Source organism: Vreelandella sp. 21, from assembly GCF_050995515.1.
In the GTDB taxonomy this organism is placed as follows: Bacteria; Pseudomonadota; Gammaproteobacteria; order Pseudomonadales; family Halomonadaceae; genus Vreelandella; species Vreelandella alkaliphila.
In genome coordinates, this window is record NZ_CP194673.1 from 1,112,489 (window position 1) to 1,138,913 (window position 26,425).

26 protein-coding genes are annotated in these 26,425 nt (G+C 54.1%); 12 read left to right on the forward strand and 14 right to left on the reverse strand.

The genetic code is table 11. The annotated features are described in order from the left end of the window. Nucleotides 1–5: 5 nt before the first annotated feature. The 6 genes from ACN06F_RS05100 (at nucleotide 6) to ACN06F_RS05125 (ending at nucleotide 6,840) form a co-directional block, all read left to right on the forward strand. Nucleotides 6–731, forward strand: coding sequence for a response regulator (locus ACN06F_RS05100; RefSeq protein ID WP_415964196.1), 726 nt, complete (start codon nucleotides 6–8; stop codon nucleotides 729–731). Then, a complete protein-coding gene (locus ACN06F_RS05105) occupies nucleotides 728–2,200 on the forward strand; it encodes an ATP-binding protein (RefSeq protein ID WP_415964195.1) in 1,473 nt (490 codons plus the stop codon). Before ACN06F_RS05100 ends, ACN06F_RS05105 begins: the two co-directional genes overlap by 4 nt. Nucleotides 2,201–2,368: 168 nt before the next feature. Then, on the forward strand, nucleotides 2,369–3,664 hold the full coding sequence (locus ACN06F_RS05110) for an ABC transporter substrate-binding protein (protein ID WP_433924787.1): 1,296 nt from the start codon (nucleotides 2,369–2,371) through the stop codon (nucleotides 3,662–3,664). A gap of 83 nt (nucleotides 3,665–3,747) precedes the next feature. Beyond that, a complete protein-coding gene (locus ACN06F_RS05115; RefSeq protein WP_433924788.1) occupies nucleotides 3,748–4,662 on the forward strand; it encodes a carbohydrate ABC transporter permease in 915 nt (304 codons plus the stop codon). Continuing rightward, nucleotides 4,655–5,533 (forward strand): carbohydrate ABC transporter permease, encoded by an 879-nt coding sequence (locus tag ACN06F_RS05120; protein ID WP_433924789.1) that lies wholly within the window; start codon nucleotides 4,655–4,657, stop codon nucleotides 5,531–5,533. The genes ACN06F_RS05115 and ACN06F_RS05120 overlap by 8 nt, the downstream gene beginning before the upstream one ends. Nucleotides 5,534–5,718: 185 nt before the next feature. Next, complete coding sequence (locus ACN06F_RS05125; protein ID WP_433924790.1) at nucleotides 5,719–6,840, forward strand: ABC transporter ATP-binding protein; 1,122 nt, start codon at nucleotides 5,719–5,721, stop codon at nucleotides 6,838–6,840. A 68-nt stretch (nucleotides 6,841–6,908) separates the two neighbouring features. On the opposite strand, the gene ACN06F_RS05130 is transcribed toward ACN06F_RS05125, so the two are convergent. The 4 genes from ACN06F_RS05130 to ACN06F_RS05145 are packed head-to-tail and all read right to left on the reverse strand — an operon-like array spanning nucleotide 6,909 to nucleotide 10,454. Then, nucleotides 6,909–7,946, reverse strand: a complete 1,038-nt coding sequence (locus ACN06F_RS05130) for a YcjF family protein (protein ID WP_433924791.1) — start codon at nucleotides 7,944–7,946, stop codon at nucleotides 6,909–6,911. Continuing rightward, on the reverse strand, nucleotides 7,943–9,331 hold the full coding sequence (locus ACN06F_RS05135; RefSeq protein ID WP_038482467.1) for a YcjX family protein: 1,389 nt from the start codon (nucleotides 9,329–9,331) through the stop codon (nucleotides 7,943–7,945). The genes ACN06F_RS05130 and ACN06F_RS05135 overlap by 4 nt, the downstream gene beginning before the upstream one ends. Before the next feature lie 4 nt (nucleotides 9,332–9,335). Continuing rightward, nucleotides 9,336–9,524 (reverse strand): hypothetical protein, encoded by a 189-nt coding sequence (locus ACN06F_RS05140; protein WP_038482470.1) that lies wholly within the window; start codon nucleotides 9,522–9,524, stop codon nucleotides 9,336–9,338. 60 nt (nucleotides 9,525–9,584) lie between these two features. After that, the gene (locus tag ACN06F_RS05145) at nucleotides 9,585–10,454 is read right to left on the reverse strand and encodes a D-hexose-6-phosphate mutarotase (RefSeq protein ID WP_433924792.1); all 870 of its coding nucleotides are present in this window, start codon (nucleotides 10,452–10,454) and stop codon (nucleotides 9,585–9,587) included. Between the two features lie 159 nt (nucleotides 10,455–10,613). Between ACN06F_RS05145 and ACN06F_RS05150 the strand changes: the two genes are divergently transcribed. From ACN06F_RS05150 to ACN06F_RS05165, 4 genes are all read left to right on the forward strand, one after another. Next, nucleotides 10,614–10,856 (forward strand): GlsB/YeaQ/YmgE family stress response membrane protein, encoded by a 243-nt coding sequence (locus ACN06F_RS05150; protein ID WP_009722543.1) that lies wholly within the window; start codon nucleotides 10,614–10,616, stop codon nucleotides 10,854–10,856. 259 nt (nucleotides 10,857–11,115) lie between these two features. Further along, on the forward strand, nucleotides 11,116–13,581 hold the full coding sequence (locus ACN06F_RS05155) for a YbeU/YbeR family protein (protein WP_038482477.1): 2,466 nt from the start codon (nucleotides 11,116–11,118) through the stop codon (nucleotides 13,579–13,581). Nucleotides 13,582–13,688: 107 nt separating this feature from the next. Beyond that, complete coding sequence (locus tag ACN06F_RS05160) at nucleotides 13,689–14,327, forward strand: C40 family peptidase (RefSeq protein WP_038482480.1); 639 nt, start codon at nucleotides 13,689–13,691, stop codon at nucleotides 14,325–14,327. Nucleotides 14,328–14,363: 36 nt separating this feature from the next. Next, nucleotides 14,364–15,551, forward strand: a complete 1,188-nt coding sequence (locus tag ACN06F_RS05165) for an MFS transporter (RefSeq protein WP_038482483.1) — start codon at nucleotides 14,364–14,366, stop codon at nucleotides 15,549–15,551. Here ACN06F_RS05165 and ACN06F_RS05170 read toward each other — a convergent pair. Genes ACN06F_RS05170 through ACN06F_RS05190 form a run of 5 tightly spaced genes read right to left on the reverse strand, consistent with a single transcriptional unit; the run spans nucleotide 15,508 to nucleotide 20,360 of the window. After that, a complete protein-coding gene (locus ACN06F_RS05170) occupies nucleotides 15,508–16,149 on the reverse strand; it encodes an ABC transporter ATP-binding protein (RefSeq protein WP_433924793.1) in 642 nt (213 codons plus the stop codon). The genes ACN06F_RS05165 and ACN06F_RS05170 overlap by 44 nt on opposite strands. Continuing rightward, nucleotides 16,142–16,996, reverse strand: coding sequence for an ATP-binding cassette domain-containing protein (locus tag ACN06F_RS05175; protein ID WP_433924794.1), 855 nt, complete (start codon nucleotides 16,994–16,996; stop codon nucleotides 16,142–16,144). The genes ACN06F_RS05170 and ACN06F_RS05175 overlap by 8 nt, the downstream gene beginning before the upstream one ends. Before the next feature lie 15 nt (nucleotides 16,997–17,011). After that, nucleotides 17,012–17,812, reverse strand: coding sequence for an ABC transporter permease (locus tag ACN06F_RS05180; RefSeq protein WP_120385508.1), 801 nt, complete (start codon nucleotides 17,810–17,812; stop codon nucleotides 17,012–17,014). Then, nucleotides 17,809–18,801 carry an ABC transporter permease gene (locus ACN06F_RS05185; RefSeq protein WP_095602367.1) on the reverse strand — a complete coding sequence of 331 codons (993 nt, stop codon included), beginning with the start codon at nucleotides 18,799–18,801 and terminating at the stop codon, nucleotides 17,809–17,811. Before ACN06F_RS05185 ends, ACN06F_RS05180 begins: the two co-directional genes overlap by 4 nt. Continuing rightward, a complete protein-coding gene (locus ACN06F_RS05190; RefSeq protein ID WP_095602366.1) occupies nucleotides 18,780–20,360 on the reverse strand; it encodes an ABC transporter substrate-binding protein in 1,581 nt (526 codons plus the stop codon). The genes ACN06F_RS05185 and ACN06F_RS05190 overlap by 22 nt, the downstream gene beginning before the upstream one ends. A 106-nt stretch (nucleotides 20,361–20,466) precedes the next feature. Between ACN06F_RS05190 and nikR the strand changes: the two genes are divergently transcribed. Further along, nucleotides 20,467–20,868: a nickel-responsive transcriptional regulator NikR gene (gene nikR, locus ACN06F_RS05195; RefSeq protein ID WP_038482498.1), complete on the forward strand. Its 402-nt coding sequence runs from the start codon at nucleotides 20,467–20,469 to the stop codon at nucleotides 20,866–20,868. A gap of 63 nt (nucleotides 20,869–20,931) precedes the next feature. Here the strand turns inward: nikR and ACN06F_RS05200 are convergent, their stop codons facing one another. After that, the gene (locus ACN06F_RS05200) at nucleotides 20,932–21,414 is read right to left on the reverse strand and encodes an FKBP-type peptidyl-prolyl cis-trans isomerase (protein WP_009722554.1); all 483 of its coding nucleotides are present in this window, start codon (nucleotides 21,412–21,414) and stop codon (nucleotides 20,932–20,934) included. Nucleotides 21,415–21,593: 179 nt separating this feature from the next. On the opposite strand from ACN06F_RS05200, the gene ACN06F_RS05205 reads away from it, so the two are divergent. Next, on the forward strand, nucleotides 21,594–21,875 hold the full coding sequence (locus ACN06F_RS05205; protein ID WP_120385505.1) for a hypothetical protein: 282 nt from the start codon (nucleotides 21,594–21,596) through the stop codon (nucleotides 21,873–21,875). Between the two features lie 122 nt (nucleotides 21,876–21,997). On the opposite strand, the gene ACN06F_RS05210 is transcribed toward ACN06F_RS05205, so the two are convergent. The 4 genes from ACN06F_RS05210 to ACN06F_RS05225 form a co-directional block, all read right to left on the reverse strand. Further along, entirely contained in the window at nucleotides 21,998–22,465 is a 468-nt protein-coding gene (locus tag ACN06F_RS05210; protein ID WP_030070161.1) for a glycine zipper 2TM domain-containing protein, read from the reverse strand. A gap of 269 nt (nucleotides 22,466–22,734) precedes the next feature. After that, the gene (locus tag ACN06F_RS05215) at nucleotides 22,735–24,333 is read right to left on the reverse strand and encodes an isocitrate lyase (protein WP_120385504.1); all 1,599 of its coding nucleotides are present in this window, start codon (nucleotides 24,331–24,333) and stop codon (nucleotides 22,735–22,737) included. A 449-nt stretch (nucleotides 24,334–24,782) separates the two neighbouring features. Next, the gene (locus ACN06F_RS05220; protein ID WP_095602363.1) at nucleotides 24,783–25,205 is read right to left on the reverse strand and encodes a GNAT family N-acetyltransferase; all 423 of its coding nucleotides are present in this window, start codon (nucleotides 25,203–25,205) and stop codon (nucleotides 24,783–24,785) included. 6 nt (nucleotides 25,206–25,211) lie between these two features. After that, nucleotides 25,212–26,393, reverse strand: coding sequence for a cupin domain-containing protein (locus tag ACN06F_RS05225; protein ID WP_095602362.1), 1,182 nt, complete (start codon nucleotides 26,391–26,393; stop codon nucleotides 25,212–25,214). Nucleotides 26,394–26,425 lie beyond the last annotated feature (32 nt).

Sequence of the window (26,425 nt, forward strand, 5' to 3'; positions counted from 1 at the left end):
CTACCATGACAACCACGCCCGCTACCTTGATGGTCGTTGATGACGACTCGGAAATTCGCGAACTGTTGGCAGACTATTTAGGGCGTCACGGCTATCACGTGTTGACCGCCGACGGGGCAGATTCGCTGTATCAGCAACTGTTTGATCAAGCGCCAGACTTGTTGGTCGTTGACATCATGATGCCGGGGGATGACGGTTTTACCATCTGCCGGGAACTGCGCAAAACCAGCGATACGCCGATTATTATGCTCACCGCCAGTGCCGATGATACCGACCGCATTTTGGGGCTTGAGTTAGGCGCTGATGACTATATCGCTAAGCCCTTCAATCCTCGTGAGTTGCTGGCGCGGATTAAAGCGGTGTTGCGTCGAGCCCGCCCGGCAGCAACTGGCGCGCCGACCCAAGAGGCTCGCTGGGTACGTTTTGGCGACTGGCAACTGGACCGTATGACCCGCGAACTGATTGACCAGGAAGGTATTCGCACCGCACTTTCCGGCGCAGACTTTCAATTACTGCAGGTGTTTCTGGAGCGGCCTGCCACCGTCATTACTCGCGATGATCTCTACATATTGACTCGCGGCCGTGAAGCCCCACCGCTAGACCGCTCGATTGACGTACATGTGTGCCGCTTGCGCCAGCGGCTGGGGGAAGATGCACAGCACTCCCAACTGATTCGAACTGTGCGTGGGGCTGGCTATGTGTTAACCGCTAGGGTTGAAGCTGCTTCGTGAAGGGCGTAAAGCGCATCCTCGCGGGTTGGTTGCCAAGCAGTCTACGTGGGCGCTTTGTGGTCATTATGATTACGGGTGTGCTGGTTGCTCAAGCGGCTAGCTATGCGCTATGGACTTCTCAGGTGCGGGCCAGCCAGCTTGAACAGTTAGATGAGCTTTCCAGCAACATGGCCTTCAGTATTGCCTCGACCATGCGGTTTTTCCGTTCGCTGCCGGTAGATTATCGGCACATTGTGTTGGATCAGCTGCGAAGCATGGGCGGCACGCGTTTTTTTGTCAGCGTGAATGAGCGACGCATTCATGTCGAAGATATTGGCAGCGGCCCGGAAAAAGAGGTCGTGGTAGACAACGTGCGCTCTATTTTGACCCAGCAGCTCTCCATTGACGATGTGGTGGTGGAATTTTCCCGCCCGGAAAGCTTGCGTGTCTTCAATAACGAAGTGCTGCTTTACGATTTACCACCCCGTTGGGGGCAGCACAGTCTGTTAATGGAGCCGCTTTCGCCCCCTATCTTAGTGGTGCAGTTGGAGCTGGCTCCGGATACCTGGCTTTACGTGGCCACACTGCTGGGCGTGCCGGATATTTTTAGCGGCTACCGTTGGCTGTCTGAAGAGCGTTTATTAGTCGGCGTGTTGGTGCTGTTAAGCGTGCTGGCGCTTTCGTTACTTGGTATTACCAGTGTGACTCGGCCGTTGGCGCGGCTTTCCCGAGCAGCACGCCAGTTGGGTGATGACTTGGATAGCCCACCACTTAAAGAGGGCGGCCCTAAAGAAGTGGCCGCCACCGCAGCGGCCTTTAATCGTATGCAGCGGCGTATTCAAGAACAGATTGATGAGCGCGAGCGGCTGTTTTCGGCGATTTCTCATGATCTTAAGACGCCCATTACACGCATGCGGCTGCGTGCCGAAATGCTCGATGATGCGGCTCAGCGTGAACGTTTTTGCGCCTCGCTTGATGAGTTGAGTGAGCTGGTCAAAGGCGCACTGGCCTCGGTCAAAGGGTTGGACCTGCATGAAGAACCCCAGCCCACGGATCTTAACGCGTTGCTGTTGGAGATTGCCGAAGGGTTACGTCTGTACGGCGGCGAGGTGTCACCTCATGGCGCTGTGTTACCACTAACCGTTAAGCCTCTGGCGCTAAAACGTTGCTTAGCAAACCTGCTTGAAAACGCGGTGTTTTACGGTCAGCGAGCAACCGTAACGCTGGAAGAGCAGGCGGGCATCGTAACATTGCGCATTCATGATAATGGGCCAGGTATTCCTGATGAGCAGCTTTCCCGAGTATTTTCACCTTTTGTACGCCTGGAAGCCTCCCGAAGCCGTTACACCGGTGGCAGTGGCCTGGGACTTGGCATTGCCAGACATATTGCCCGTGCCCATGGAGGCGATATCGTCTTATCGAATCACTCGGCAGGTGGGTTAGTGGCCACGTTAACGCTACCGCGCCAAACGAGTGTTACTGACTTGTAATAAAACCCTAACACTATTAATAAATTGCCAAGACTATGCAGGACTCGGTAACTCCCGTTGTGTGCCAGGGTGGCGTACTCTGCTGTGAGTCGTTCGGTCGAGCATCATCAGCAACGACATCTCATTAGCACAAAAACAACAGCACAATAACAACAGCAGGAGCTGTTCATGCCGAGTATCAATATGCCCGTATTTAACATGCCTACGTTTAAAAAATCTGTATTTGCATTAGCCGTGGCGGCTGGCACCAGCATGGCGGCCAGCACCACCCAAGCCAACGAAGTGGAAGTGCTGCACTGGTGGACATCCGGCGGTGAGGCCCGTGCCGCAAACGTCCTCAAAGAGTTAATGGAAGCCGAAGGCTATGGCTGGCAGGATTTCGCTGTGGCCGGGGGTGGTGGTGAAACCGCCATGACGGTACTTAAGTCTCGCGCAATGTCGGGCAACCCGCCTTCCGCTGCGCTCATTAATGGCCCTGAAATTCAAGAGTGGGGCAAGCTCGGCCTTCTGGGTAATTTAGACGAGGTCGCTGCCGCTGAAGGCTGGAATGACCTACTGCCCGAGATAGTTGCCGACATTATGCGCTACGACGGCCACTATGTTTCCGTCCCCGCGAACGTTCACCGAGTTAATTGGCTATGGGCGAACCCTGACGTTCTAGAAGCGGCAGGCGTTGAAATGCCTACCACGCTGGATGAGCTTTTTACCGCAGGTGAAGCCATTCGTGAGGCGGGTTTTGTACCGCTAGCCCATGGTGGTCAAGCGTGGCAAGACGCGACGGTGTTTGAAAGTGTCGTGCTGGGTAGCCAGGGAGCCGAGTTTTATCAGCAAGCGCTGGTGGAGCTAGACCCAGAGGCGCTTGGTGGGGAACAGATGATCGCTGCGCTAGAAGACTTTAAGCGTCTACGTGAGCTGATGGATGAGGGCATGTCTGGCCGCGATTGGAACATTGCCACCGCCATGGTAATTGAGGGCGCTGCAGGCTTCCAGATAATGGGTGACTGGGCCAAAGGGGAGTTCACCGCCGCTGGCCTTACTGCCGGTGAAGACTATCTGTGCGCGGCTGCGCCCGGCACTGAAGACGCCTTTACGTTGAATATCGATAGCCTAACGATGTTTCGTATGACCGACGACGCTGGGCGTGATGCTCAGCAGACCCTGGCACGCTTAGTCTTAGAGCCGACTTTCCAGGAAGCTTTTAACCTTGCCAAAGGCTCTATTCCTGCGCGATCCGACCTAGATATAAGTGAGTTTGATAGCTGTGCTCAGCAGTCGCTTGCTGATTTCCAACGCACCGCTGATGAAGGCGGTTTAGTCCCCAGCATGGCTCACGGGATGGCGGTACGCGCGGATGTTCAGGGAGCAATTTTTGATGTTGTGACCAACTACTTCAACGATACCACTATGCCTGCTGAGCAGGCCGCCCAACGCATGGTCAATGCGGCCAAAACCGCCTCTTTTTAAGCCACCGCGTGCTTTTGTATAAGTGACGTAATTCGCGCCGCTGCAACGGCGGCGCGAGCGGCTGACTGGCGAGGAACTATCTTATGAGTGAATCCACAACGCGCACTGCAGCGCGGCCAACGGCGTCTGGCTGGCTGCAAGCCTGGCTGCCCCGTTTGGTGCTTGCTCCCTCTGTTGCGGTGTCTCTGTTTTTTGTTTACGGCTTTATGCTGTGGACCTTTGTGTTGTCGCTAACCAGCTCGCGCATGTTGCCTAGCTACGATTTTGTTGGTTTTGGCCAATATACGCGGCTAATGGCCAACGAGCGTTGGTGGATAGCCTCTACCAACCTGATGCTGTTTGGCGTGCTGTTTATTGTGATTTGTTTGGTGATTGGCGCGCTGTTGGCAATTCTACTGGATCAGAAAATTCGCCAAGAGGGCGCGCTGCGCACGATTTATCTCTACCCCATGGCACTGTCGTTTATTGTTACGGGCGTGGTATGGAAGTGGCTGCTGAATCCCCAGCTGGGCATTCAGGCAATGGTGCAAAGCTGGGGGTTTGAGTCGTTTCGCTTCGACTGGATCGTTGATCCTGATATGGCGATTTATACCCTGGTGATTGCAGCGGTTTGGCAGGCATCCGGATTTGTGATGGCGCTCTTTTTGGCAGGGCTGCGGGGCATTGATGACAGCATCGTCAAAGCTGCTCAGTTAGACGGTGCTAGCCTGCCGCGCATTTACTGGCGGGTGGTGATGCCGTGCCTGCGTCCGGTGGTGTTCAGCGCGGTGATGATTCTGGCCCATATTGCGATTAAGAGCTTTGATTTAGTGGTAGCACTCACCGGCGGCGGGCCTGGTTATGCCACCGATCTGCCGGCCACCTTTATGTACACCCATGCCTTTAACCGTGCCCAGATCGGGCTTGGCTCCGCCAGCGCCATGTTAATGCTCGGCGGCGTTCTGGCTATTTTGATTCCTTACCTCTATTCCGAATTAAGGAGCCGTAAACATGGCTAACGTGATTCGTCGGCAAACGCCCGCCGCGCGGCTTTTGCGTGCCGTGCTTTATGGCGTACTTATCGTGGCGGGGCTGTTTTATATCCTGCCGCTGGTGGTCATGCTGATGACCTCTATCAAGCCGTTGAGTGAAATTAGCGCGGGTACGCTGCTGTCACTGCCGCAAAATCCAACCCTTGAACCCTGGACGAAGGCCTGGGGAGAAGCGTGTACCGGTATGCGCTGTGAAGGGGTAGGTGGCTATTTTTGGAACTCCTTTGCGATGGTGATTCCTGCCGTGCTGATCTCCACCACGGTTGGGGCGCTAAACGGCTATGCGCTGACCAAATGGCGCTTTAAAGGCTCTGAATTGGTCTTTGCATTGATGCTATTTGGCTGCTTTATCCCGTTTCAGGTGGTGCTGTTACCAATGGCACAAACCTTGGGCTGGTTAGGACTTTCCAGTTCACGTGCGGGGCTGATTCTGGTGCATGTGGTTTTTGGCATTGCCTTCACCACGCTGTTTTTCCGCAACTTTTATGTCGGAATTCCTAACGAGCTGGTCTCTGCGGCGAAGCTGGATGGCGCGGGATTCTTCCGTATTTTCTGGCGCATTTTATTACCGGTTTCCGCGCCGATTATTGTGGTGTCAGTCATCTGGCAATTCACCCAGATATGGAATGACTTTCTGTTTGGCGTAGCGTTTTCGGCTCATAACACCCAACCGGTGACGGTGGCGCTCAACAATTTGGTCAATACGTCCACCGGTGTGCGTGAGTACAACGTCGATATGGCTGCCGCGATGATTGCAGCACTGCCAACGCTGGTGGTGTATGTGCTGGCCGGAAAGTATTTCGTGCGCGGGCTGACGGCAGGCTCCGTGAAAGGCTAATAACAATCAGATTGGTGACAACTTTCTAAAGGTTTCTTTAGCAAGGTCAGAATCAACCCGTAGCGGGGGTCTTTCACCATGGATGGCGAAAGTAGCGTCCAGGGAAGGATTTACAGCGCCCCCGCCAAGGGTTGTTCAGACCGGAATAACAACTTTGTCAGCAGTCTTACAATGGGATTTTCATTATGGCAGCGTTAGAAATTCACAACGTGCGCAAAGAGTTCGGCAGCGAGCGGGTGCTGAAAGATGTCAGTATTTCGATTGACTCCGGTGAGTTCCTGATTTTGGTGGGGCCATCTGGCTGCGGTAAATCCACGCTGATGAACGCCATCGCCGGGCTGGAGCCGGTGACTAGCGGCAATATCTATATCGACGGCGAAGACGTCACTTGGCGCACCCCCGCTGAACGGGATATTGCCATGGTGTTTCAGTCCTACGCGCTCTATCCCAGCATGACCGTACGGCAAAACATCAGCTTTGGGCTGGAAATGCGCAAGGTGCCCAAAGTCGAGCGGGTCGGTGCCGTAGAGCGCGTGGCCGACCTGTTGCAAATCTCCCACCTGCTTGAACGTAAGCCTGCCCAGCTTTCGGGTGGCCAGCGTCAACGGGTGGCCATGGGGCGGGCGCTGGCACGTGAGCCCAAGGTGTATCTATTTGACGAGCCGCTATCAAATCTGGACGCAAAGCTGCGGGTGGATATGCGTACCGAGATTAAAAAGCTCCACCAGCGCTTAGGCACCACAATTGTTTACGTCACCCATGACCAAGTCGAAGCAATGACCCTGGCCGACTGCATTGCGGTGATGCGTGATGGCAATATCCTGCAGCTTGGTAGCCCCGATGAGGTGTATAACAACCCGGTCGATATGTTCGTCGCAGGCTTTATGGGGTCACCATCAATGAACTTTATTCGCGCGACGCTAGAGGCGGCGGGCGATGGCTATGCACTACGTATTGCCACCCCTGATGAAGACGATCTCTTGCTGCCATGGCCCTCTGAACGCAACGCAGCGGGGCTTGTGGAACAGCTGAATAAGCCAATTATTCTTGGGCTGCGACCAGAACACTTCAGCGAGGAGGATGTTCGGCTGAGCGAGCAGGCGGAAGGGACACTAATGGAGGCCAAGGTAAGCGTCGTTGAGCCGACCGGCGCTGATATTCTGCTACGACTGCCGCTGGGAGAGCAGGAAATCACCGCAAGGGTAGGGCCCAAGTGCGCAATTGCCCCCGGCGAACGCTTGTCGCTACGCGTCGATATGGCCCGCGCTGTGCTGTTTGATGCCGAGACTGAACAGCGCTTGGCGTAAATAGATCGGCCTCCTACAAAGGCATTCAGCGCACTTTGTGGGAGGGAGCGCTAGCTTACAAAATGCGCTTACTTTTGATGACGCGTGGCGGGGGTAGGCTCTTTATCGAGCCGTTTGATTTGCCTCCATAGGTCTTGGCGTAGATCGGCCAGCTTGGGTTGCTCTTCATCCGTAAAGGCCACCGGGCGGCATAGACGCTGGGCGCGTAGCCCTAAACGGGCGCTCAGTAGGCCTGTGGCCAAACCTTGGCCCGCACGGGCGGAAAGCCTGCCTGCCAAATCAAGCGAAAGCATATCCATGCTGGCGTCAGTGGCCAGTTCACTGGCCCCAGCAAAGGCCATGTTATGCAGCACATTACGGAAAAGCCGCAAGCGACTGGCATAGCCTAGTTCCAATCCATAAAGTCGGCAGAGTCTGTCGACCATGGCAAGGCTGCGCCAGGCCACCAGTGCCATATCCACCAATGTAAGCGGGCTGATAGCCACCATAATGGCCGTTTCGCCAGACATGCGGGTAATCAGGCGTTGGGCTTCGCGGTCGCGGGGTGCCAGTAGGTGGTAGCGCAGCAGTGTTTGTATCTCTTCACCGCTATGGTGGGGCTGGCAGGCGCGTTGAAACGCCTGCCAATGAGGATCATCGTCGCTCAGTTTTAGCTGGCGCTTGAGCTGCTCTGCCATGGATTGGGCTTGCTTGGTAGAGCGTTGTGGCAGCTCGGCCAGGTCATGGCGTAATCGGTCATGGCGCTTTAAGCGGCGCAGGCGGCCAAGCTCTTTCAACAACGACAGACCGCCTAAACCAATCAAGCTAATGCCAAACAGCTGCCAGGCCATGGTCATCCACTGTGACTGGGAAAAGGCGTCTGGAATGCCGGTGGCAAGTTCTACGCTGCCCAAAGTGGCACCGCCTACCAGGGCAAACATCAACCCCCAACGGCGCTTTCGGGGTGTGCTCAGGCTCGCTTCCGGAAGTGCTTTGATGTCTGTCTGGGGAGTTAGCGGCTGATGCGATTCAGTCGCGGCAAAGCTTTCACGCTGCCGCAACTGTTCGGGGCTGGGGGCGGGTGCTTCTTCTGTCTGGAAATCCCGGCGCGGCTGAGGATTACTCATATCAATTTATCTCCAATCAGCCAGTCGATAGCGGTGTCCATGCGGATGTGTGAAAGCGCTTCGCTGTCAACAGACATTGGGCGAAAGCTGGGAAAGTCGAAGCCCTGCTGCAGCCAAAAATCGGGTTTCGGAAGACGGTTTGGCACGTCACCTGGGTAGACCAGTACATCTTCGCCTTCAAGGGTAGTGCCTTTTAGCGCGGGGGTGCGCTTGCCTTCGTGGAGCACTTCACGGGCTTCAGTGGCGCGTATGGCAGCCAGTGACAATGCCTTCACCGGAATGTCGGCAAAACGCAGGTCTTTAAGTGGCTCAGCAAGTAACGCCTCCAGCAGTTGCACAACATTGCCGTGTTGGTCGGGCGTCACGTGGTCAGCTTTAGTTGCAGCAATGGCCAGACGGTCTATTTTCGGCGCAAATAGACGCGTCAACAGGCTGCGCTTGCCGTAATCGAAGCTTTGCATCAGTTGGCGCAGCGCATGGGAGAGGTCTTCAAAGCGTTCCGGCCCGGCATTAAGCGCACCAAGCACATCGACCAGCACAATCTGACGGTCGAAACGACGGAAATGGTCACGATAAAAGGGTCGTACCACTTGCTGCTGATAGTAGCGAAAGCGCGCGGCCAAGGTGGCGTAAATACTAGTATCAGGTAGTGCTTCCAGGGTTTCTTTTGGTGCATTTAATTCAGGTAGCGGAAAAAATTGCAGTACTGGCGCGCCATCTAGCTCGCCAGGGAGCAAAAAACGTCCTGGCTGAAGATCGGAAAAGCCTGCCTGTTTAGCCCGGCGAAGACCTTGGGCATAGGCATCTGCGAGGGCTGCCAGTTTAGCTTCATCAGCCTCGGCGGCAGGGTCTAGTTGTTCAGCCTCCACTAGCCATTCGCTGAATAACACCTTCCGGTGTGGCCCTTCATGCAGTGACTGCGCCTGGCACCAGCTGTAAAAATCGTGCTGTAGCAGGGGTAAATCCAGCAGCCACTCGCCTGGGTAGTCGAACAAGTCGAGGGTTAAGTGGGCAATGTCTGGGGTGAACCAGCCTTGTTGGGCAGGGCGGTAGCGTAACTGTAAGCGCAGTTCACTGATGCCACGGGTGGGTTCGGGCCAGCGCGGCGGCGTAGCACGTAGCGCCGCCATGCCAGGATCATAGGGGAAACGCGGCACGCCAAGGTCAGGCTGGTTCAACCGCTGCGCACCCAGCAAACGCCCTTCACGGGCGGCGGGTAACAAGTCTAGTTGAGCCTCTACCCCAGCGTGGCGCAGTTGGTTAACCAAAGACGTTAGAAACGCGGTTTTCCCTGCCTGAGACAGCCCCGTTACCGCCAGCCTTAATTGCCGGTCACGGCCTCGCTCTAATAAATTGCTCAGTTCGCGACTTAACGGCTGGCGCATCCTATCAATTCCTTATTAGTACAACCTGGGAAAGCATGGGTAGGGTGGCGATGATAAACCCAACCACAGCGACGCTATACCCTGGCCAGCGGCGCTGCATTTTTTGCGCAAGTGTTAAGCCAACTAAGCATACCACCATGCCGATCAGGTTAAAGGCAAAGGTGGCAGCCTCCAGCCATTGCTGTGGATCCATTATGTTTCCCTTAAAAGCATTAATGGCTTTGATGATAACAAAGCCTTGATGAACCGAGGATTAACCGCGGCTTAATGTCGTACCTAATAGGTGTTGTGCACCGGGGACTAGCCATACTGGATCAAGGCGGGTGTTAGCAGCTTCAACGCAAAAAAAGTGACGTGCCGCATCGGCAGGCGTATCGCTGGGCAAATCGCTGTCTGGGTGCCACACCACGGTGGAGTCGCTGGATTGTTTGGCAATACGAAGCGTACGCTGCCCATCGTTCAACAGTACGGCTTCATTGGTGTGATAAATACGGTCGACGGCTCCGCGAATAGCCAGCGTACCCTGTTGTTGGTCTTCGCTAAAACCGCGCAGTTTGTCTAAATAACGTGCGCCGGCCAACCCTTCCAGCCGGCACTGGTGCACATCACTAACAGCCAAATAGGTATGTAGCGCACCGCTGATTTTGACCGGTGCTTCGCCAATATTTTCGCTAATTAATTCGACGTTCAAGCGTTGGGCGTTCGCTTGAATGACGACGCGAGCGGTTAGCTGACTATGTAGACGCTCGATAGGAGAGAGATGCACTTCAATACCTTCAGCGTGATCATCAATCGCGTCTAAACGCCACTGAGCGTGACGAGCAAGCCCGTGAAAAGGGCCGTTACGGTCAGGGCTTTCATCGGCATAGCGTTCGTCGCCAAACCAGGGCCAGCATAGGGGGATGCCACCACGGACTGCACCAGGAAGCGCCTGCGGTGTGGGGGTAACCCAAAGCCAGCCAGTGTCGTCAGCGGGTGCAAAATGCAGCACTTGTGCACCCTGTAGGCTAATTGCCATTTCTCCCCAAGCCATCTTGAACAGCGCTATGTCGCGCCCTTGCCAGGTTACCTGCTGGTGGCCGTCTACATCGAACAGTAATTGCTTGAGAGAATCGGGAATCATAGGGTTTCCTTGTAAGGAAGGGTATCAAATGGGCAGGACCGTAGGGCCGTATGCTATGGTAGGACAAGCAACAGTTATACGTAAAACACTGCGGATAAAACGTTGCAGTTATGATGTTATAGGTAAACCCCTGGCGAAAGTGAACATCAAGGAGGCACTATGGGCTTTATTGCGTGGTTGATTATTGGTGGTTTGGCTGGCTGGATCGCTGGCAACATCATGCGTGGCGGTGGTTTTGGTATTTTGGGTAATATTGGTGTCGGTGTTGTTGGCGCAGTGCTTGGCGGGTTTTTATTTAGCCTGTTAGGTCTGCAAGCGGGCGGTTTTATCGGTTCGTTGGTGACCGCAACTGTCGGTGCAGTAGTGTTGCTATGGATAATCAGTAAAGTTAAAAGCGCTTAGCATAGCCAACCTAGTGCATTATTTACTGCCCGGCCCTGCGCCGGGCAGTGCTGTTTTAGGCGCTCGTTTTTTGCCTCGTTTTAACGTTTCATCGCTATCGGCCTTCGCGCCACTTTCCGTTACACTATGCCCTCTTAGCAATGCCATTTTGACGATGTCGTTATAATGACGTCTCTTTTTATTTTAAGCGGCCTTATTGTGTAGGCTGCTCACTCTTTTTTATTTTCATTAATAGCTTCCTGTTTCTTAGAGGTGTCTTTTGGCCGATGCACTGAATGCCTGGTGGGCTCAACAGCTTGTGCTGTGTGATTGGGCCTTTACGCCGCATCCGCTGACGGTGGATGCGGGAGCGGCCGAACAACGTCTGCTACAGCTGGGTATTGCACACCGTGGCGAGTTGGCTGATCAGCTCTTTTTTGCACTGGATGCCCCAGCCGGTGAAGCTGATCGACTATTGGGGGCGCTAGAGTGGGCAGCACTAGCAGGCGCGGCAGGCTGGCTGACACAATCTCAGGCGCAAACGTGGGCGCATCATATTACCCTTCGTATTACGTCTGATTACAGCGATCTGCGCGCTTGGCTATCCGACCTGCGCCGAGCGCTTGGCGTGAAAGGGTGGGAAACCGGCGCGGATGATCGCTTTATTGACGCTTGTCAGGCGCTAGCGGATTTAGAAAATGAAGGCGAAGGTATCACTTGGCAAGTTCTTGACGCCGCACTGGCACGATTACCTGACCCCCAGGCACTATGGCCAGAGAGCCAATCAGCTCAGCCGTGGCGTCTATGTGCGCTTTTTCGCTCTGTGCTCAGTTACCCGGCAAGTGCTGCTGACTGGCCAGACGCCCCCGAATGGCTAGCACGTATCTGGCAGGTTCATGATCGCGATCAGTTGCTTGAAGTGATGCTGTGGTTAAGTGCCCAGGGGGAGCGGCAGAGCTGGGATATCGAAGCCCGTGAACTGCTCTCTATGGACCATGCTCAGCGCCAAGAGTGGCAGCGGGGTGCTGTTGCAGATGCCCCTTATGCACCGGTGTTAACTACATTCGTCAGCCAAGGTGAGCCACTGGAGTGGGCCGCTTGGGATTGGCTACGACTGGTTGAGTTGGCGTGGGCGGGCGCTTGCTGCGGCTGGTTAAGCCAAGCGGAGGCTGATGATCTCGCAGCGCATGCGGCTGACTTAATAAGCCGTCGTTACCATGATTGGTACGCGGTGCTGAAAGCCTATATGCGAGGCCAAAGCTTGTTTGAAGGGGTCGATCGGCGTGGTATGACGCCGAGTACACGCCATAAGCTACTGACGCAGGCGCCTCATAGTCCATGGAAATGTCCACTAAGCTCGCTGCTGGATGAGCCAACGTTGAGTGCGTCTCGTGAACGCGTTAAACAGTGGAGAAATACTTCCCATCATTGGTTACTGGCCCTGGCCAGCGTGCGAGAACCTGATGTAATGCTGCGTCAGTTGAATCCATCAGCGCCTATTTCAGAGCAGCGCCGTGCCGAGGCGGCGGTCTATCTTCAGGATTCTTTAGATCTGCATGCTGATGAGGGACACCAAGCGTTAGTGCGCTATTGGCTACCGGCCCAGGCGCACCATCTTAATCAGCTTGCCGCAGACGCCGTTCATGGCGTTATGCCGCCATCGCAGACGCCGTTTGGTCAGCCTACGCCTGACGAGCTAAAGCAACGTAATGCAGTAAAAGGGGTTAGCCGTCATGCTGCCACTATTCATATGGCAGAGAAGTTCGCGTTCTACTTACATATGGCGCTGGATAGCAGCCTATTTGAGCGTGAACCACTGATGACGCATGCCAACGCTTTGCGTAGTTGCCTGTGTCGCTTTTATGCCACACCTAAGCGTTTGCTTGAAGCATGGTTTGCTTGGGAAAGCTGCTTACCAGAGCCGGAACACGACTCACTGATTAATGAAATTGCCTGGCACTTAGAGGATCCCGGCAGCCTTTTCCATTGGTTAAATTGGCGTCCTGATGCGTGGTGTGAACCTGGCGAGCGGCCAACGCTAAGTCATTTTACGGCCATGTCGCTGGTTGGGCCGCTTAATAGCGCTGTGTGGAGTGAGCCTCAAGTGGAAAGCCCTAGAGAGTGCGCTGATATCCGCGAATGGGTGGAAAGCCATTATCATCTGACCAGTGCTGATGACATGCAGGAATTTTTGACCTTCATGCTCGAGTCTGGGGATCGCCAGGAGTACCAGATTAACTATGCGCCCTACACACTTAATCCTGATCGCTTAGATGCCGAAATCGCTATTTTAGAGTCGGGTGATTGTGCCGAGGAGGAGCGCCATCATCTGCTTCGCTTGCGTCGGGTGCAAAGTAATGAAGATGGTTGTAACGATGTAGATATGGCTGCCTGGGACATTGCTCAATTAGTCGACCTCGCCATTGCGGCGCGCCAGCTTGGCTGGTTAGACCGGCAAGCGTTTGCCGACGTGTTGGATCGTGCTTATAAGCTGGCAGCTAATCACTATTCTGGCTGGCAAGAGTACTCCGCGGGAATGTACGCCGGTTTTTCGTTTTTTATGGGCGAAACACCTGAGCGAGAAAGCTTTCTGGCTGGGTTTCGGCAGGCGCTAGTCGCATGGTTGTGTGGTGCCCCTATACTGGCTGGCCCTTGGGCGAGCCTTGATTTTCCTGGTAATAAACCTCGCCACTTTGCGCCGCTACATATCGATACGTTACCGGGCGATCAGCGAATATTACATTGAAGCTCGCCAAGCACAGGGTAATTAGCTTATAGTCCAGGGTTTGAAAAAAATGAGTTTTTTCATACCTCATTCCCATTAAATATTTTTATTGTTACGAGGTTAAGCACATGGTTGCGTCGCCACACCCCGCTGTGACCGCTGTCCGTGTTGTAAGTGTTTGTGCTGTTGTCGCTGTTTTAACTGGCTGTGCGGGCTCCGCCTCACGCCAGGGCATGGAGCCACCCGAGAATTATTTCTCAATGGCGCTGCCGGGATTGGCAGAAGGTGAAAACCTTGCAATGTCCCCGGTCAGTAACGCCACTGGCCAACTGCGTAGCCTTCAGACGCCGCCACCTACAATCATTCGTCAGGCACTATTAGAACAGCATCAGCGATGGGCTGGGACGCCGTACCGCATCGGTGGTAGCTCAGACAGTGGAATCGACTGTTCGGCACTGGTACAAAATGTATTTCTGGATACGTTTAATTTAGAGCTTCCACGCACGACGGGTGATCAAGTGCATGAGGGACGCCCGATCGACCGCCAAGAGCTGCAGGCGGGCGATCTGGTCTTCTTCCGCCCTCCAGGTCAATATAACCATGTAGGCATTTATGTAGGGGATGGCCGTTTTTTACACGCGTCCTCTTCCAAAGGAGTCATGATCTCTCGTTTGGATAACAGCTATTGGCAGCGCTACTATTGGCAGGCTCGGCGCGCGCTAGAGCCGACCAACTTAGCCCAGCTTAGTAACCGCTATATGCCGTAAATGTCTGCTATCAGCTTTGTATAGTGTGGACATCACATGATTGAGGCTAGAACGCGCGCCTGGTGGCGCGCGACTGCGGCTCTTTGTCTGGGGTCGTTCCTTGTTTTTATCAACTTATATGTCCCGCAACCGCTGCTACCCGGGCTGAAGGACACCTATGGGGTATCTACCTTAGGTGTTAGTTTTTTAATGTCCGCCTCCACGCTTTCCCTTGCTTTCGCGCTACTCGTATTTGGCCCGCTGTCTGATGCGATTGGTCGTGAGGCTATTATGCGCATCACGTTGCTATTAGCAGGCGGTCTCTCCCTCGCATTGGCTTTTGCACCTACGTTCGAAAGCTTATTATTGCTGCGTTTACTGCAGGGTTTTGTGCTGGGCGGGTTGCCAGCCGTTGCGATTGCATGGATGGGGGATGAGTTTGAAAAGCCCGCTTTGCTCAGTGCAGTTGGTCTGTATATTGGTGCCAATTCGCTGGGCGGTATTAGCGGCCGAATTGTAGGCGGTGGAGCGGCGACCTTAGGTGGCCCCTCGGCGGCATTTTTAGCGGTAGGAATCATGACGGTAGCCGGGTGCGCGGTTTTTTGGCGACTGCTACCCAATAGTCGAGCCTTTACACCCAAGCGTTTTAAATTTCGCCAAGCGGCCGATGATCTGCTCGGGCATCTGCGCACGCCGGTGCTGTTGGCGGCTTATTGCCTGGGCGGAATTAACTTTCTTATTTTTATCAATCAGTACAGCTATATCACGTTCCGTTTGGCTGATGAGCCTTATCAATTGGCGGCTAGCAGCTTGGGGCTGATTTTCCTGACGTATCTGGGAGGGACGCTTGGCTCTACGGTATCAGGCCGATTAGCCGGACGTTTTTCACCCGCGAGCTGCATGAGCGTGGGCATCTTAATTTTGATGCTAGGTACGGCGGTAACGCTGGCCAATTCTCTGCCGCTGATTATTGTTGGCCTCACTATTAACGCGTTTGGGTTTTTCTTAGCACACTCTCTGGCCTCTAGTTGGGTAGGGCGCTATGCACAAGGTGCTAGGGGCAGTGCCTCCGCGCTTTACTTGGTGTTTTACTACCTCGGGGCAAGTATTGGTGGATTCTGGCTAGAGCCATTTTGGCGCTGGGCGCAGTGGCAGGGCGTAGCGGTGGGGTCTTGGCTACTGCTTTGCGTCACGCTAATCATTAGCATTGGTTTATGGCGCTTCGAGCGTCGTGAACTGCATTAAGCGTGCCTTGTAAATGGAGGCGTCGAGTACACAATCGCGCTAGCAGTGCCGCGTCATGGCTGATCACTAGCACGCCAAGCTGGTGGCGGTCGGCAACCTTTTTTATTGCCTGCCATAGCTCCACTTGGGTGATGGGATCGAGCATAGTCGATATTTCATCAGCGATCAGATAGCGCACACCTGGGGCTAACGCCCGCAATACGCATACCCGCTGTAATTCTCCACCAGATAAGGTACTTGGAAAACGCGATAGCCAATCAGGTTGGATGCCAAAGTCCTGCATTAATGATTCGGAAGGGCACCATGCTTCGCAGAGTACTTTCTTTACTCGCCAGCGTGGGTTGATGGCAAGCTCCGGTGATTGCGGCAGCCACTGTACCGGCCGCAGTCCACGAGAGGGGAATGGCTTATCGTCGGCATAAATCTCACCCTGTTGTGGCCGCAGTAAGCCAGCCAAGAGTTTTCCCAGCGTAGATTTGCCTGCCCCTGAGTCACCGCTTAGCCCCAGCCATTCACCCCGTTCCAGTGATAGCGAAAGTTGCGTTAATAGAGGTGCTTGAGAACGGAAGCCAAAGATTATTTTTTGCGCATCAAGCAATGGTTGGCTCCTTAGGCGGGTCGATGGCATCAGCATGGGTGGCGCTTTCGTTAGTACGCACCTGAGTACTAAAGGTGTTGTCGGGTAGCGCATTCCATAGCGCGCAGGCATAGGTGCTTTTAAGTTGTTCCCCATTGCCTTGAAAGGCAATGGCAGGGGTGGCTTCAATGCACTTTCCCTGGCGCAGTATCGTTACATGGTCGGCTATGGGTAACGCATGGCGCAAATCGTGGGTAATTAGCATGACGGCCTTCCCCTCAAGCGCGAGCGCCTTTAGAGAGGCCAATACACGATCGCGCTGTTGAGGGTCCAAACCTACGCTTGGTTCGTCGGCAATAATCAGGCTAGCGTTACCTATTTGGGCCATGGCGGCTAAAACACGCCGCGCCATGCCGCCTGAAAGCTGGTGGGGGTATGCCCGCTGGGCGTGATGATTGAGCTGATAATGATTTAGTGCGCGCTCTGCGCTGCGCCAAGCGACGGTTTTGCTTTGCCCTGCCCGGCGAGCCGCCCAACTGACTTGGCGTTGACTACTAGCGAGCGGGTCTAGGGCATTGAGCGATTGCGGAATGAGGGCCAACTGGCGGCCTCTTAGCTGGCGCTGGCGCTCAGTGGTCAATGGCGCATCTTCAAAAAATAGCTGACCACTGGTTTTTGCCGCTTCCGGCAGTAATCCCATAATCGTGTAGGCTAGCAGGCTTTTTCCGGCGCCAGATGCACCAATTACGGCATGTACTTCACCAGGTTGTATGCTTAACGACAGGTTATCAACGCAGGTGGTCCACTCTCGCTGCCACCAGTGCTTGTAGTAGGGCAATTGCAGCGTCAGGTTCTCTATATTCAGCATGCTAGCTTCCTCCCGTTATAGAGCGCGACGCAATTGCACCGCTAAACGATCAATCGATAGCACCATCAGCAGTAGCCCTAGGCCTGGGAATACCCCTAACCACCAAAATCCCCCAGTTAAGTAGCGCATGGCATCGGCGAGTAATACCCCGATAGCGGGTTGGGTTGGGTCTAAACCTACGCCCAGAAAAGTCAGTGCGGCTTCATGCAGAATGGCGTGAGGAAACAACAACAGTGCGCCAACAATGCACTGGGGAATTAAATGGGGGAGTAAGTGGTGTACTAAAATAAAACGGCGGCTTTTTCCTAGTGCCTGGGAAATAGCGACATAGGGAGCATGGCGTAATGAAAAGAGTTCCGCCCGCAGTATCCTAGCTAAACTTGGCCAATGGGTAAGCGCCACGGCAATAATCACTGCCTGTGTACCACCACCTAAAGCAAAGGCTAACAGTAGTAGCAATATCAGATGCGGTACGCTTAGCAGTGTGTCAATCAGCAGGCTAACGAGCGCATCTAACGTGGTTGAAAGTGTGGCTAGCGTCGCTAGTGTCAACGCAATGAGTGTGCCGAGTAGCGCAGCGCTTAGCCCTACCCAAAAGCTGAGCCTTAACCCAGCCAGTGTTCGCGACCATAGCTCGCGTCCCAAAGCGTCGGTGCCCAGCCAATGGCTGGTGCTCGGTGGCATAAGGCGCGCATCAAACTGCATTTGTGCCGCGCTATGACCTGCCCACCATGGGCTACTTATCAGCAAAACCAACACTATGAGTAGAAGGCCAATATAGCCAGCGGCGGCTAAGCGTGGTTGGATCATGCTCATGGCTGTTCCTGTGCCATGCGTGGGTCGATAAGTGGGTACAGGCTATCTGCGATCAGATTACCGACACTGACAAACAGCGCGGTAAACAGCGCTATCCCAAGAAGTAGGGGGACGTCACTACGTAGTCCTGCTTCAACAGTGGCTTGTCCAAGGCCGGGGTAGGCAAATACCTGCTCAATTAGTATTGAGCCGCCAAACAACTCTCCCAGCGAAGCAAAAGCGAGCGTTAGTGCCGGTAGGCTGGCATGACGTAGGCCATGACGCCAGGCGATATCTGATCGGCTGGCTCCTTGGGCAAAAGCGTGAAGGGCGATGTCGGAGTTCATCAGCGCTATCATGCGTGCGCGGGTGTGAAGGGTGATTGTGGCGATGCCTAGCAGGGCCAGTGTCGTCATTGGTAGTACTAAGTGGTGCAATCGAGTCAGCATGCTAACGTCTTGGTTGAGTACGCCCACCGGCCCGGCGCAGCAGGTCGGGGTCCAGCCGAGATAAACGGAGAACAGCAGCACTGCCAGCATGCCAAGCCAAAAAGCAGGTGTTGAGGCGGTGACATAGGCGTAGCCACTAATCAGCCGGTCGAGTGGTGAGCCTTCTTTAGCACCGGCGATGACGCCCAGCGCAAAACCAACAAGCAACGATATTAGCCAAGCGCTACCCAGCAAGATAAAAGAGCGTTGGAAACGCTGACTGATAACCTCGCTAGCCGGTTGATTGTAGACATGGCTCCAGCCTAACTCGCCACTTAGCAATTGGCTTAGCCAATGACCAAACTGAACGGCAGGCGAGGCATCAAAGCCCCACCTTTCAGCGATCAGGGCGCGTTGTTCTGGGCTTACCTGTGCTATTTGAGGGCCAAGATAGGCATCCACAGGGTCAATAGGCGAGAGCATGACTAACCCAAACGTCACCATCGCGACGCACAGCAATACCAATGCTAGCCGTACTAAGCGGCTGGCCAGTGTCTTAATCAATCGCACGTCCAGCGCCATTCAAGCAGGTTGGCGGTAATCGGCCAGCCGTGGCCGTGAGGAGCAATGCCTAATTCCCCAAGGTCCAGGCAGGTGTTGGCTGCATATACATGGGCTAGGTTAACCATCCATGCCCAGCTAGTATCGCCCCTAAAGCCATAGCCCGTATTGCCATCCCATTGGGCGGCTTGCCAGTGGCGGTTCGCTTCTTCTGCCCCTGCGGCCGCTTGAGCGGCTTCTAGGTGGCTATTCACCGTCGCGTTTGAGTAGTAGCCACTGTTATAGAAGCCAAACCCCGCGTGCTGGCTATGAAACAGGTAGTACACCTCTTGTGGGCTGTGGCTGCCAAAGCCGAAGACGATGGCGTCTTGGTGCAGTGCTTCACGCTGTATTTCGTCCCAGTGACGGCCTGTTGGCTGCATCTCAATGCCCAGCGGGCGTACCATCTCGGCGCTTACCTGAGCGAGCAGTTGGCGAGTGGTGTCGCTGGCAGGGTAGGTCAAGCGAAAACGGGCGGGCTGGTCGTTTTTATAGCGTAGCCCGTCGGCATGGCGCTCCCAGCCTGCTGCATCGAGTAGCGCATTGGCACGGTCGCTGTCGGGCGCTGTAAAGGCTTCGTCATCCAGGCTCCAGGGTAGCCCATCGGCAGGGCCAAATGCGGGGCGTCCAAAACCATTTAAGGCGACGTCAACGAGGGTGTTTCGATCAAGGGCAAGATTAACCGCCTGGCGTATCGCACTATCGGCAGTAACATCGTTACCGATAGGCGCACCAGACGCGGCCTGCTCGCCCGTGGCAGGCTGCATAGGAAACAAAATACCTCGATTATCGACGCTTTCCATGATGATGCGCTGCATATCGCTTGGCAGATTGGTGGCGAGTGCTGGTGGCACAGCGGCAAGGTCGAGCTGCCCAGCATGGGCCGCGCTTAACGTAGCCTCTTCGCCAGTAAATACAAACACCAGTCGTTCAAAGGCCGGTATGGGGCCATGGAAATAGGGATTCCGCTCAACAATTAGTTGCTCGCCCTCTTGCCATTCGACTAGCCGATAAGGGCCTGAGCCCAGCGGTTGTCTACCGTACCCTTCGCGATAACCGTTTTCTCTGTTAGCGTCAGGAACGATACCAAGCGTCATTAACTGATCGATGAAGGTAATACGCGGCGCGTTTAAAGAGAGCTCAACGGTAGTGTTATCGATGGCGCTGGCGTTGTTCAGTGCGCTTAAATCGGCCCGGCCACCGGCTTGCTTTGCGGCATTAAAGGTGTAGGCAACATCCTTGGCAGTCAACGGTGTGCCGTCGCCAAAGCGGGCATCATCGCGCAGAGTGAGTATCCAGGTGAGTCGGTCTTCTGACAGTGTCCACGCGGTAGCCAAACCGGCTTCAGGTGTAAGGTCACGTCCGCGGGTTAGCAACGTCGATTGAAAAAGCGGACTACCGTACTGGCCCCAGCCAAACAGTGGGTCGAATCCCTGCTCGGGCTCTCCGCCGATTGCCAGAACCAATTGCTCTTTGCTGAAGGCAGGGGAACTAAACGCGACGCACGTAGCCGCCAGACCCAGTAAGATAGTACGACGCATGAGACACCCCAGAAACCAACCGTATGATGTTTTTACAATAACATCATACTCTAAGGGCTGGAAGTCACGGCAGCACCGCGCTTGCGGCGTTAGTTTAGGAGAGAATATGCAACGGGTAACGGTAACGCTGGATGAGGAACTACTGAGCGAGGTCGATGCATTGATGCATGCGCGCGGCTACCAAAACCGCTCAGAAGCGATACGCGATTTAACACGCAGTGGGTTAAAGCAGGCCAAAGAGGAGGTTGCGCCCGAAGCGCCGTGTATGGGCGCGCTCGTCTATGTGTACGATCATGCGGCGCGAGATTTATCGAAACGCTTAACCCGACACTCTCATGATCATCATGATCTAACGCTATCGACGCTTCATGTGCATATTAATCATGACAGCTGTCTGGAAGTGGCGTTATTAAAGGGGCAGGGCAGCGCGTTGAAGCAGTTTTCTGATGAAGTGACATCGTCACGTAGCGTGCGCTATGGACAGTTGGTGATTATCCCTGAGGAGTAAAGCGGGGGAGCGCCCATTAAAAAGGGCGGCTCTAGGCCGCCCTATAAGCACGCGTTAAGCAACTTAGTGCTCTACGCCGCCTTCGCCGTGCACATGACCGTGCTCGACTTCTTCCTGGCTCGCTTCACGAACGGTTGCAATCTCAACATCGAAGTTAAGATGTTGGCCAGCCAGCGGGTGGTTGCCATCAACTACAACTGTGTCGCCTTCAACTTTCTTGACGGTAACCATCAGCGGGCCGCCTTGAGTCTGGGCTTGGAACTGCATGCCCGGCTCAATGCTTTCAACACCTTGGAACGCATCGCGAGGTACTTCTTGCATCAGCTGTTCTTGAACTTCACCGTAGCCCTCTTCTGGGGTTACTTTTACGTTCAGCTTATCGCCTTCGGCACGGCCTTCGAGCTCTTTTTCCAGACCCGGAATAATGTTGCCAGCGCCGTGTAGATACGTCAGCGGCTCACGGCCTTCGGAACTGTCTAGCACTTCACCTGCATCATTGGTCAGGGTGTAGTGGAACGCGACAACCGAGTTTTGCGCAATTTGCATTTAATAACCTTTCGGTGAGTGCATGTCCCAACATGGTAACGCGTGAGAGCCTGCTTGTCAGGGGGTAAGCAGGCTTTTTCCTCCTCTCACTCCTTTGGCGCTATTGCGCCACGGGGTAACCGGGGATACCCTACGACAACTTCTTTTCCCCCTTTAGACAACATTCACTGGAGCTGGTTATGACGATCTTCTTGATTTGGGTTATCGCCTTTGTGCTAATTGCCTACTTTGCGAACAAACGCTGGGATAGCAGTGTCAGTCAGGGGCTGGATAAAATGCTGCCTGAGGTATTAAAAACACATGGTGAAAATCGCTATTTATGGGTGGCAGCATTAGCCGTATTGGGGGCTACAACGCTGATTCGTCCAGTCGATATCCTTCTGGTCGTTATCCTGTTGACCATTATTGGTTTAGTAATCGCAAAGCTGGCAAGCTGGGCGAGCAATAAAGTAGCTCACTAAATTATGCCTTGTTAGCCATTAACGAAGGCGACAAAAATGCCCGACCAAGTAGGCTTGGTCGGGCATTTTTCTATTACGGCGCTACCTGTGTTACTGGCTAGGAAGCGTTTGGTAATACGAACTTAGTATGGAGCTACGCTTAAGTTAGCGCCGCTACCGATCAGGCGAACACGCTGGCCTGCTTGATATTGACGGTCTGCGCTTTGAACCACGATCACATCTGTGCCGTCGTCGCGACGAATTTCCATTTCCAGCGCATTAATGCGGTTAGCGCGATCTTCTGCTGCGGTACCGGCAATTGCGCCACCTAATGCGCCTGCAACGGTTGCTAGCTGACGACCAGAACCACCGCCAACTTGACTGCCCAGCAGGCCGCCGATGACCGCACCGCCACCGCCGCCCAACAGGTTGCCTGTACGGCTGTCTGCCTGGATTTGTACAGGACGGACCGCCACGATGGTGCCATAGGTCACGCTTTGGCCTGTTTGCGCTTGATTACCACGGTACACATCACCTGAATAAGGCGCAGTGTTGGCACAGCCTGCCAGCGTGAGAATGCTCAATGCTGCAATAGGTAGTAAACGTTTCATTCAAACCTCCAGTGTGTCTTGACCCGCATGGCTGCTAAGCCGTAGCGGTGGTAATACGTAAGCTAGTTATAGAACAGCGTTCGCCAAAGATAACCTAAGCGGCTAGTTTTGACTAGCCATCAGCAAGAAAGATCACGAACTTAAGTGTAGACAAGTATTAAGAAAGCAATGTGTAAAAGCGTGCACAGTGTTTGAGAAGGAGGGGGGAGGGAGTGCTATAAAAAATACAGGGAGCCTAAGCCCCCTGTTGTGTCGTGCTAATTAAGTGATTAGCCGAACTGGTTCATGGTGTTGTCTTTACCACCAGCTTTAAGTGCCGCATCTCCGTGGAAAAACTCTTTATGGTCGTCGCCAATATTAGAGCCAGCCATGTCCTGGTGTCTTACGGTAGCGATGCCTTGACGAATCTCCTGACGCTGTACCCCTGCGACGTAGGCCAGCATGCCTTCATCACCGAAGTAGCCTTTAGCCAGGTTATCAGTTGATAGTGCCGCTGTGTGGTACGTCGGCAGAGTGATTAGGTGGTGGAAAATACCGGCTTCACGAGCGCCATCGCGTTGGAAGTTACGTGTCCACTCATCCGCTAGTTGGCCAAGTTCAGTGTTGTCGTATTCAACACCCATTAGCTTGTCACGCTGGTAAGCGGAAACATCTTTGCCTTCTTTTTCCCAGGCATCAAATACTTGCTGGCGGAAGTTCAGCGTCCAGTTAAATGACGGTGAGTTGTTGTAAACCAACTTGGCATCGGGCACGACGGCGCGGATGCGGTTAACCATGCTGGCAATTTGGCCGACGTGTGGCTTCTCGGTCTCAATCCATAGCAGGTCAGCACCGTTTTGCAGGCTGGTGATACAGTCAAGCACAACGCGGTCTTCGCCAGTGCCCGGTTTGAACTGGTAGAGGCCTGACGCTAAACGCTTCGGCTTAACCAGCTTACCGTTTTGTTTGATAACCACGTCACCATTATTGATGTCGCTAGCATTTTCGATGACATCGCCATCTAAGAAGCTGTTGTATTGGTCACCTAGATCGCCAGGTTCGTTAGTCACTGCAATTTTCTGAGTTAAGCCTGCGCCTAGCGAGTCAGTACGCGCCACGATAACGCCATCTTCGATGCCGAGCTCAAGGAAGGCATAACGCACTGCATTGATTTTTGCCAGGAAGTCTTCGTGGGGAACGGTGACTTTACCATCTTGGTGGCCACACTGCTTCTCATCGGAAACTTGGTTTTCAAGCTGGATACAGCAAGCGCCCGCTTGGATGAATTTCTTGGCCAGCAGGTAAGTCGCTTCAGCGTTACCAAAACCGGCATCGATATCAGCAATGATCGGTACGATATGTGTCTCGTAGTTATCGATTTTGCTGATTAGCTCTTGCTCTTGAGCGCTGTCGCCTGCTTCTTTGGCCTCATCCAGGGCACGGAACAGGTGGTTAAGCTCCCAAGCATCTGCCTGCTTCAGGAAGGTGTACAGCTCTTCGATCAGATCAGCGACGGATGTTTTTTCATGCATGGACTGATCGGGCAGTGGGCCGAACTCGGAGCGTAAGGCGGCTACCATCCAGCCTGACAGGTAGAGGTAACTGCGCTTCGTCGTGCCAAAGTGCTTTTTAATGGAAATCAGTTTTTGTTGGCCAATAAAACCGTGCCAGCACCCCAGAGACTGCGTGTACTTAGACGTGTCGGCGTCGTAGGCCGCCATATCGTCACGCATAATTTTTGCAGTGTAGCGTGCAATATCCAAACCGGTATGAAAACGGTTCTGAGCACGCATGCGTGCAGCGTATTCAGGTTTGATCGCTTCCCATTTGCCGCCTTGAGCTTCGCGCAGTTGGGCCATTGCTTTGATATCGTCGAGCAGTCCTGACATAAGCTGTTTCCTCCGGGGTCATGATAGCTATTTCGCAAGATTAGCTTATTCTTATGCTGCACCTGCGAAGATGTGTTCAGCATTATCGAAATTTAACGCGCTGTCTCTACGCCAATTGTCTCTGAGCAAAACGTCTCTTAGTCAAACGTCGCATCGGAGAGTCATCATTGTTGAGACGCTTATTTAAACGTCGGTTACAGCGTTTCCAGCTTGGCTACCTTCGATGTTGCGCCATAACGCTGCGGTGCAATAACTATCAACGAGAACGGCAGGTTCAACAATTGTCACTTGGGGGCAGAAGGGGTTGTAGTTCAACTACAGAAGCGTGCTGAAACGCTCTGTTTGTGTAGTCGTTTTTCGTCAGGTGAGCTGAAAATGGAGCAAAAAAAAGCGCCACATATCAGTGGCGCTCTCATTGATTGATCACAATCGTAGTGAAAAAAAAGCAACTACAGCGTTAGCAGCATTTCCCGGTGAGGTATTCCGGCATCCATAAAGGTGCCACCATGCGCCACAAATCCTAAGCGCTGGTAAAAGGCGAGAGCGTGCAATTGAGCGCTCAGCGCTACATGGGTATGGCCTGCTTCTCGAGCAGCCTGAATGGCAGCTTCCATGAGTTGATAGCCAATGCCAGCGCCACGCGCGCTATCGAGTACTGCGACGCGCCCAATATGGCCGTCGGGCAGCAGTCGCGCAGTCCCCACTGGCTGATCCTCAAGATAGGCAATGAAGTGGCTGCACTCCTCGTCACGGCCATCCCACTCCTCCTCTTGAGGCACGCACTGCTCTTCGATAAACACCACGCGGCGGATCTCGGAAGCTGTATCCTTTAGCGTACTCCAATCACCGTTAATAATGGTTGTCGTCGACACCGCTAGCTACTCCTCATCATCCTCTTCGCCCATAAAGCCTAAGCTTCCAGTGTTTACTAACTGTGTTATCAGCGCTGCTGCCCCATCAATGGCAAGTACGTCCTCATACATGGGTGATGGATCGGCAAGCCGCTTGGCTAACTCGGTTGAGCAGGAGTGTCCGTCGCCGTCGACAAAGAGCGTGGTGCCGTTGGCATCGCTTCGCCAAGCAACGCGGGAACCCGGCATATGAAACAGTGGTTCACCGTCTTGTAGTTGCGCAACAAGGTCAGCTTCCGTCATTGGCTCTTCAAGGGGCGCTACTTGGTCAATGTATTTCGGTTGGGTCATGACGCGACCAAACCACTGGGCTATTTGCTCAGGATTGTCCAAGGTGGAAAGTACGAACTGGCGCATACGTTCAACGGCCGCATCATCTAGTTCACCAACTTGGCTTGCAGGAGACATGCCTGCATCGCTATAGCGGTGGGAGTCAGAAAGCTGCTCTCCTAGATAGTCGGCGTAGGATGTGATGGCTTCATCCGCTGATGGTGCCCTAAACCCCACCGAAACAGTCATGCAGTCGTCGGTTTGGCTAACGCCGTGGTGCGCCCAGCCAGGGGGGAGATACAGCATATCGCCCGGTGATAGCGTCCAGTCAGAGTCAGCTTCAATCTCAAAGGTTTCAAGAATACGTAGATCGATACCTTGGATAATGGGCGCGTTGTCTGGCTGCTTACCGCCTAGTTGCCAACGCCGGTGGCCGCTAGCCTGTAACAGGAAAACATCGTATTGGTCGATATGTGGGCCGACGCTACCACCGGGCGGCGCATAGCTGACCATGATGTCGTCTAACCGCCAACGGGGAAGGAAATCAAATTCATCCATTAGTGCAGCGATAGACGGTACATAGTGATCGACGGCTTGAACCAGGAGGCTCCAGTTGCCTTCCGGTAACCGCTCAAAGGTAGCGTCGTCAAACGGGCCGTGGGAAACCTGCCAGGGGCCATCAGGCCCATTTTCTTCCACAAGGCGCGCTTCTACACCGGGTTCGCAGGCAAGCCCGGCTAGCTCATCGGGGTCGATGGGGCTAATAAAGTCGGGGATAGCGCCACGAATCAGCAGCGGCTTCTGCTGCCAGTAATTGGCCAAGAAGTCTTCGGGCGTTAAATCGCCCAGCAATGTGAGTGGCTTATCGTGTTGGCTCATGGCGTTATCCTAGTTCAAATGAGCGCTGCGTC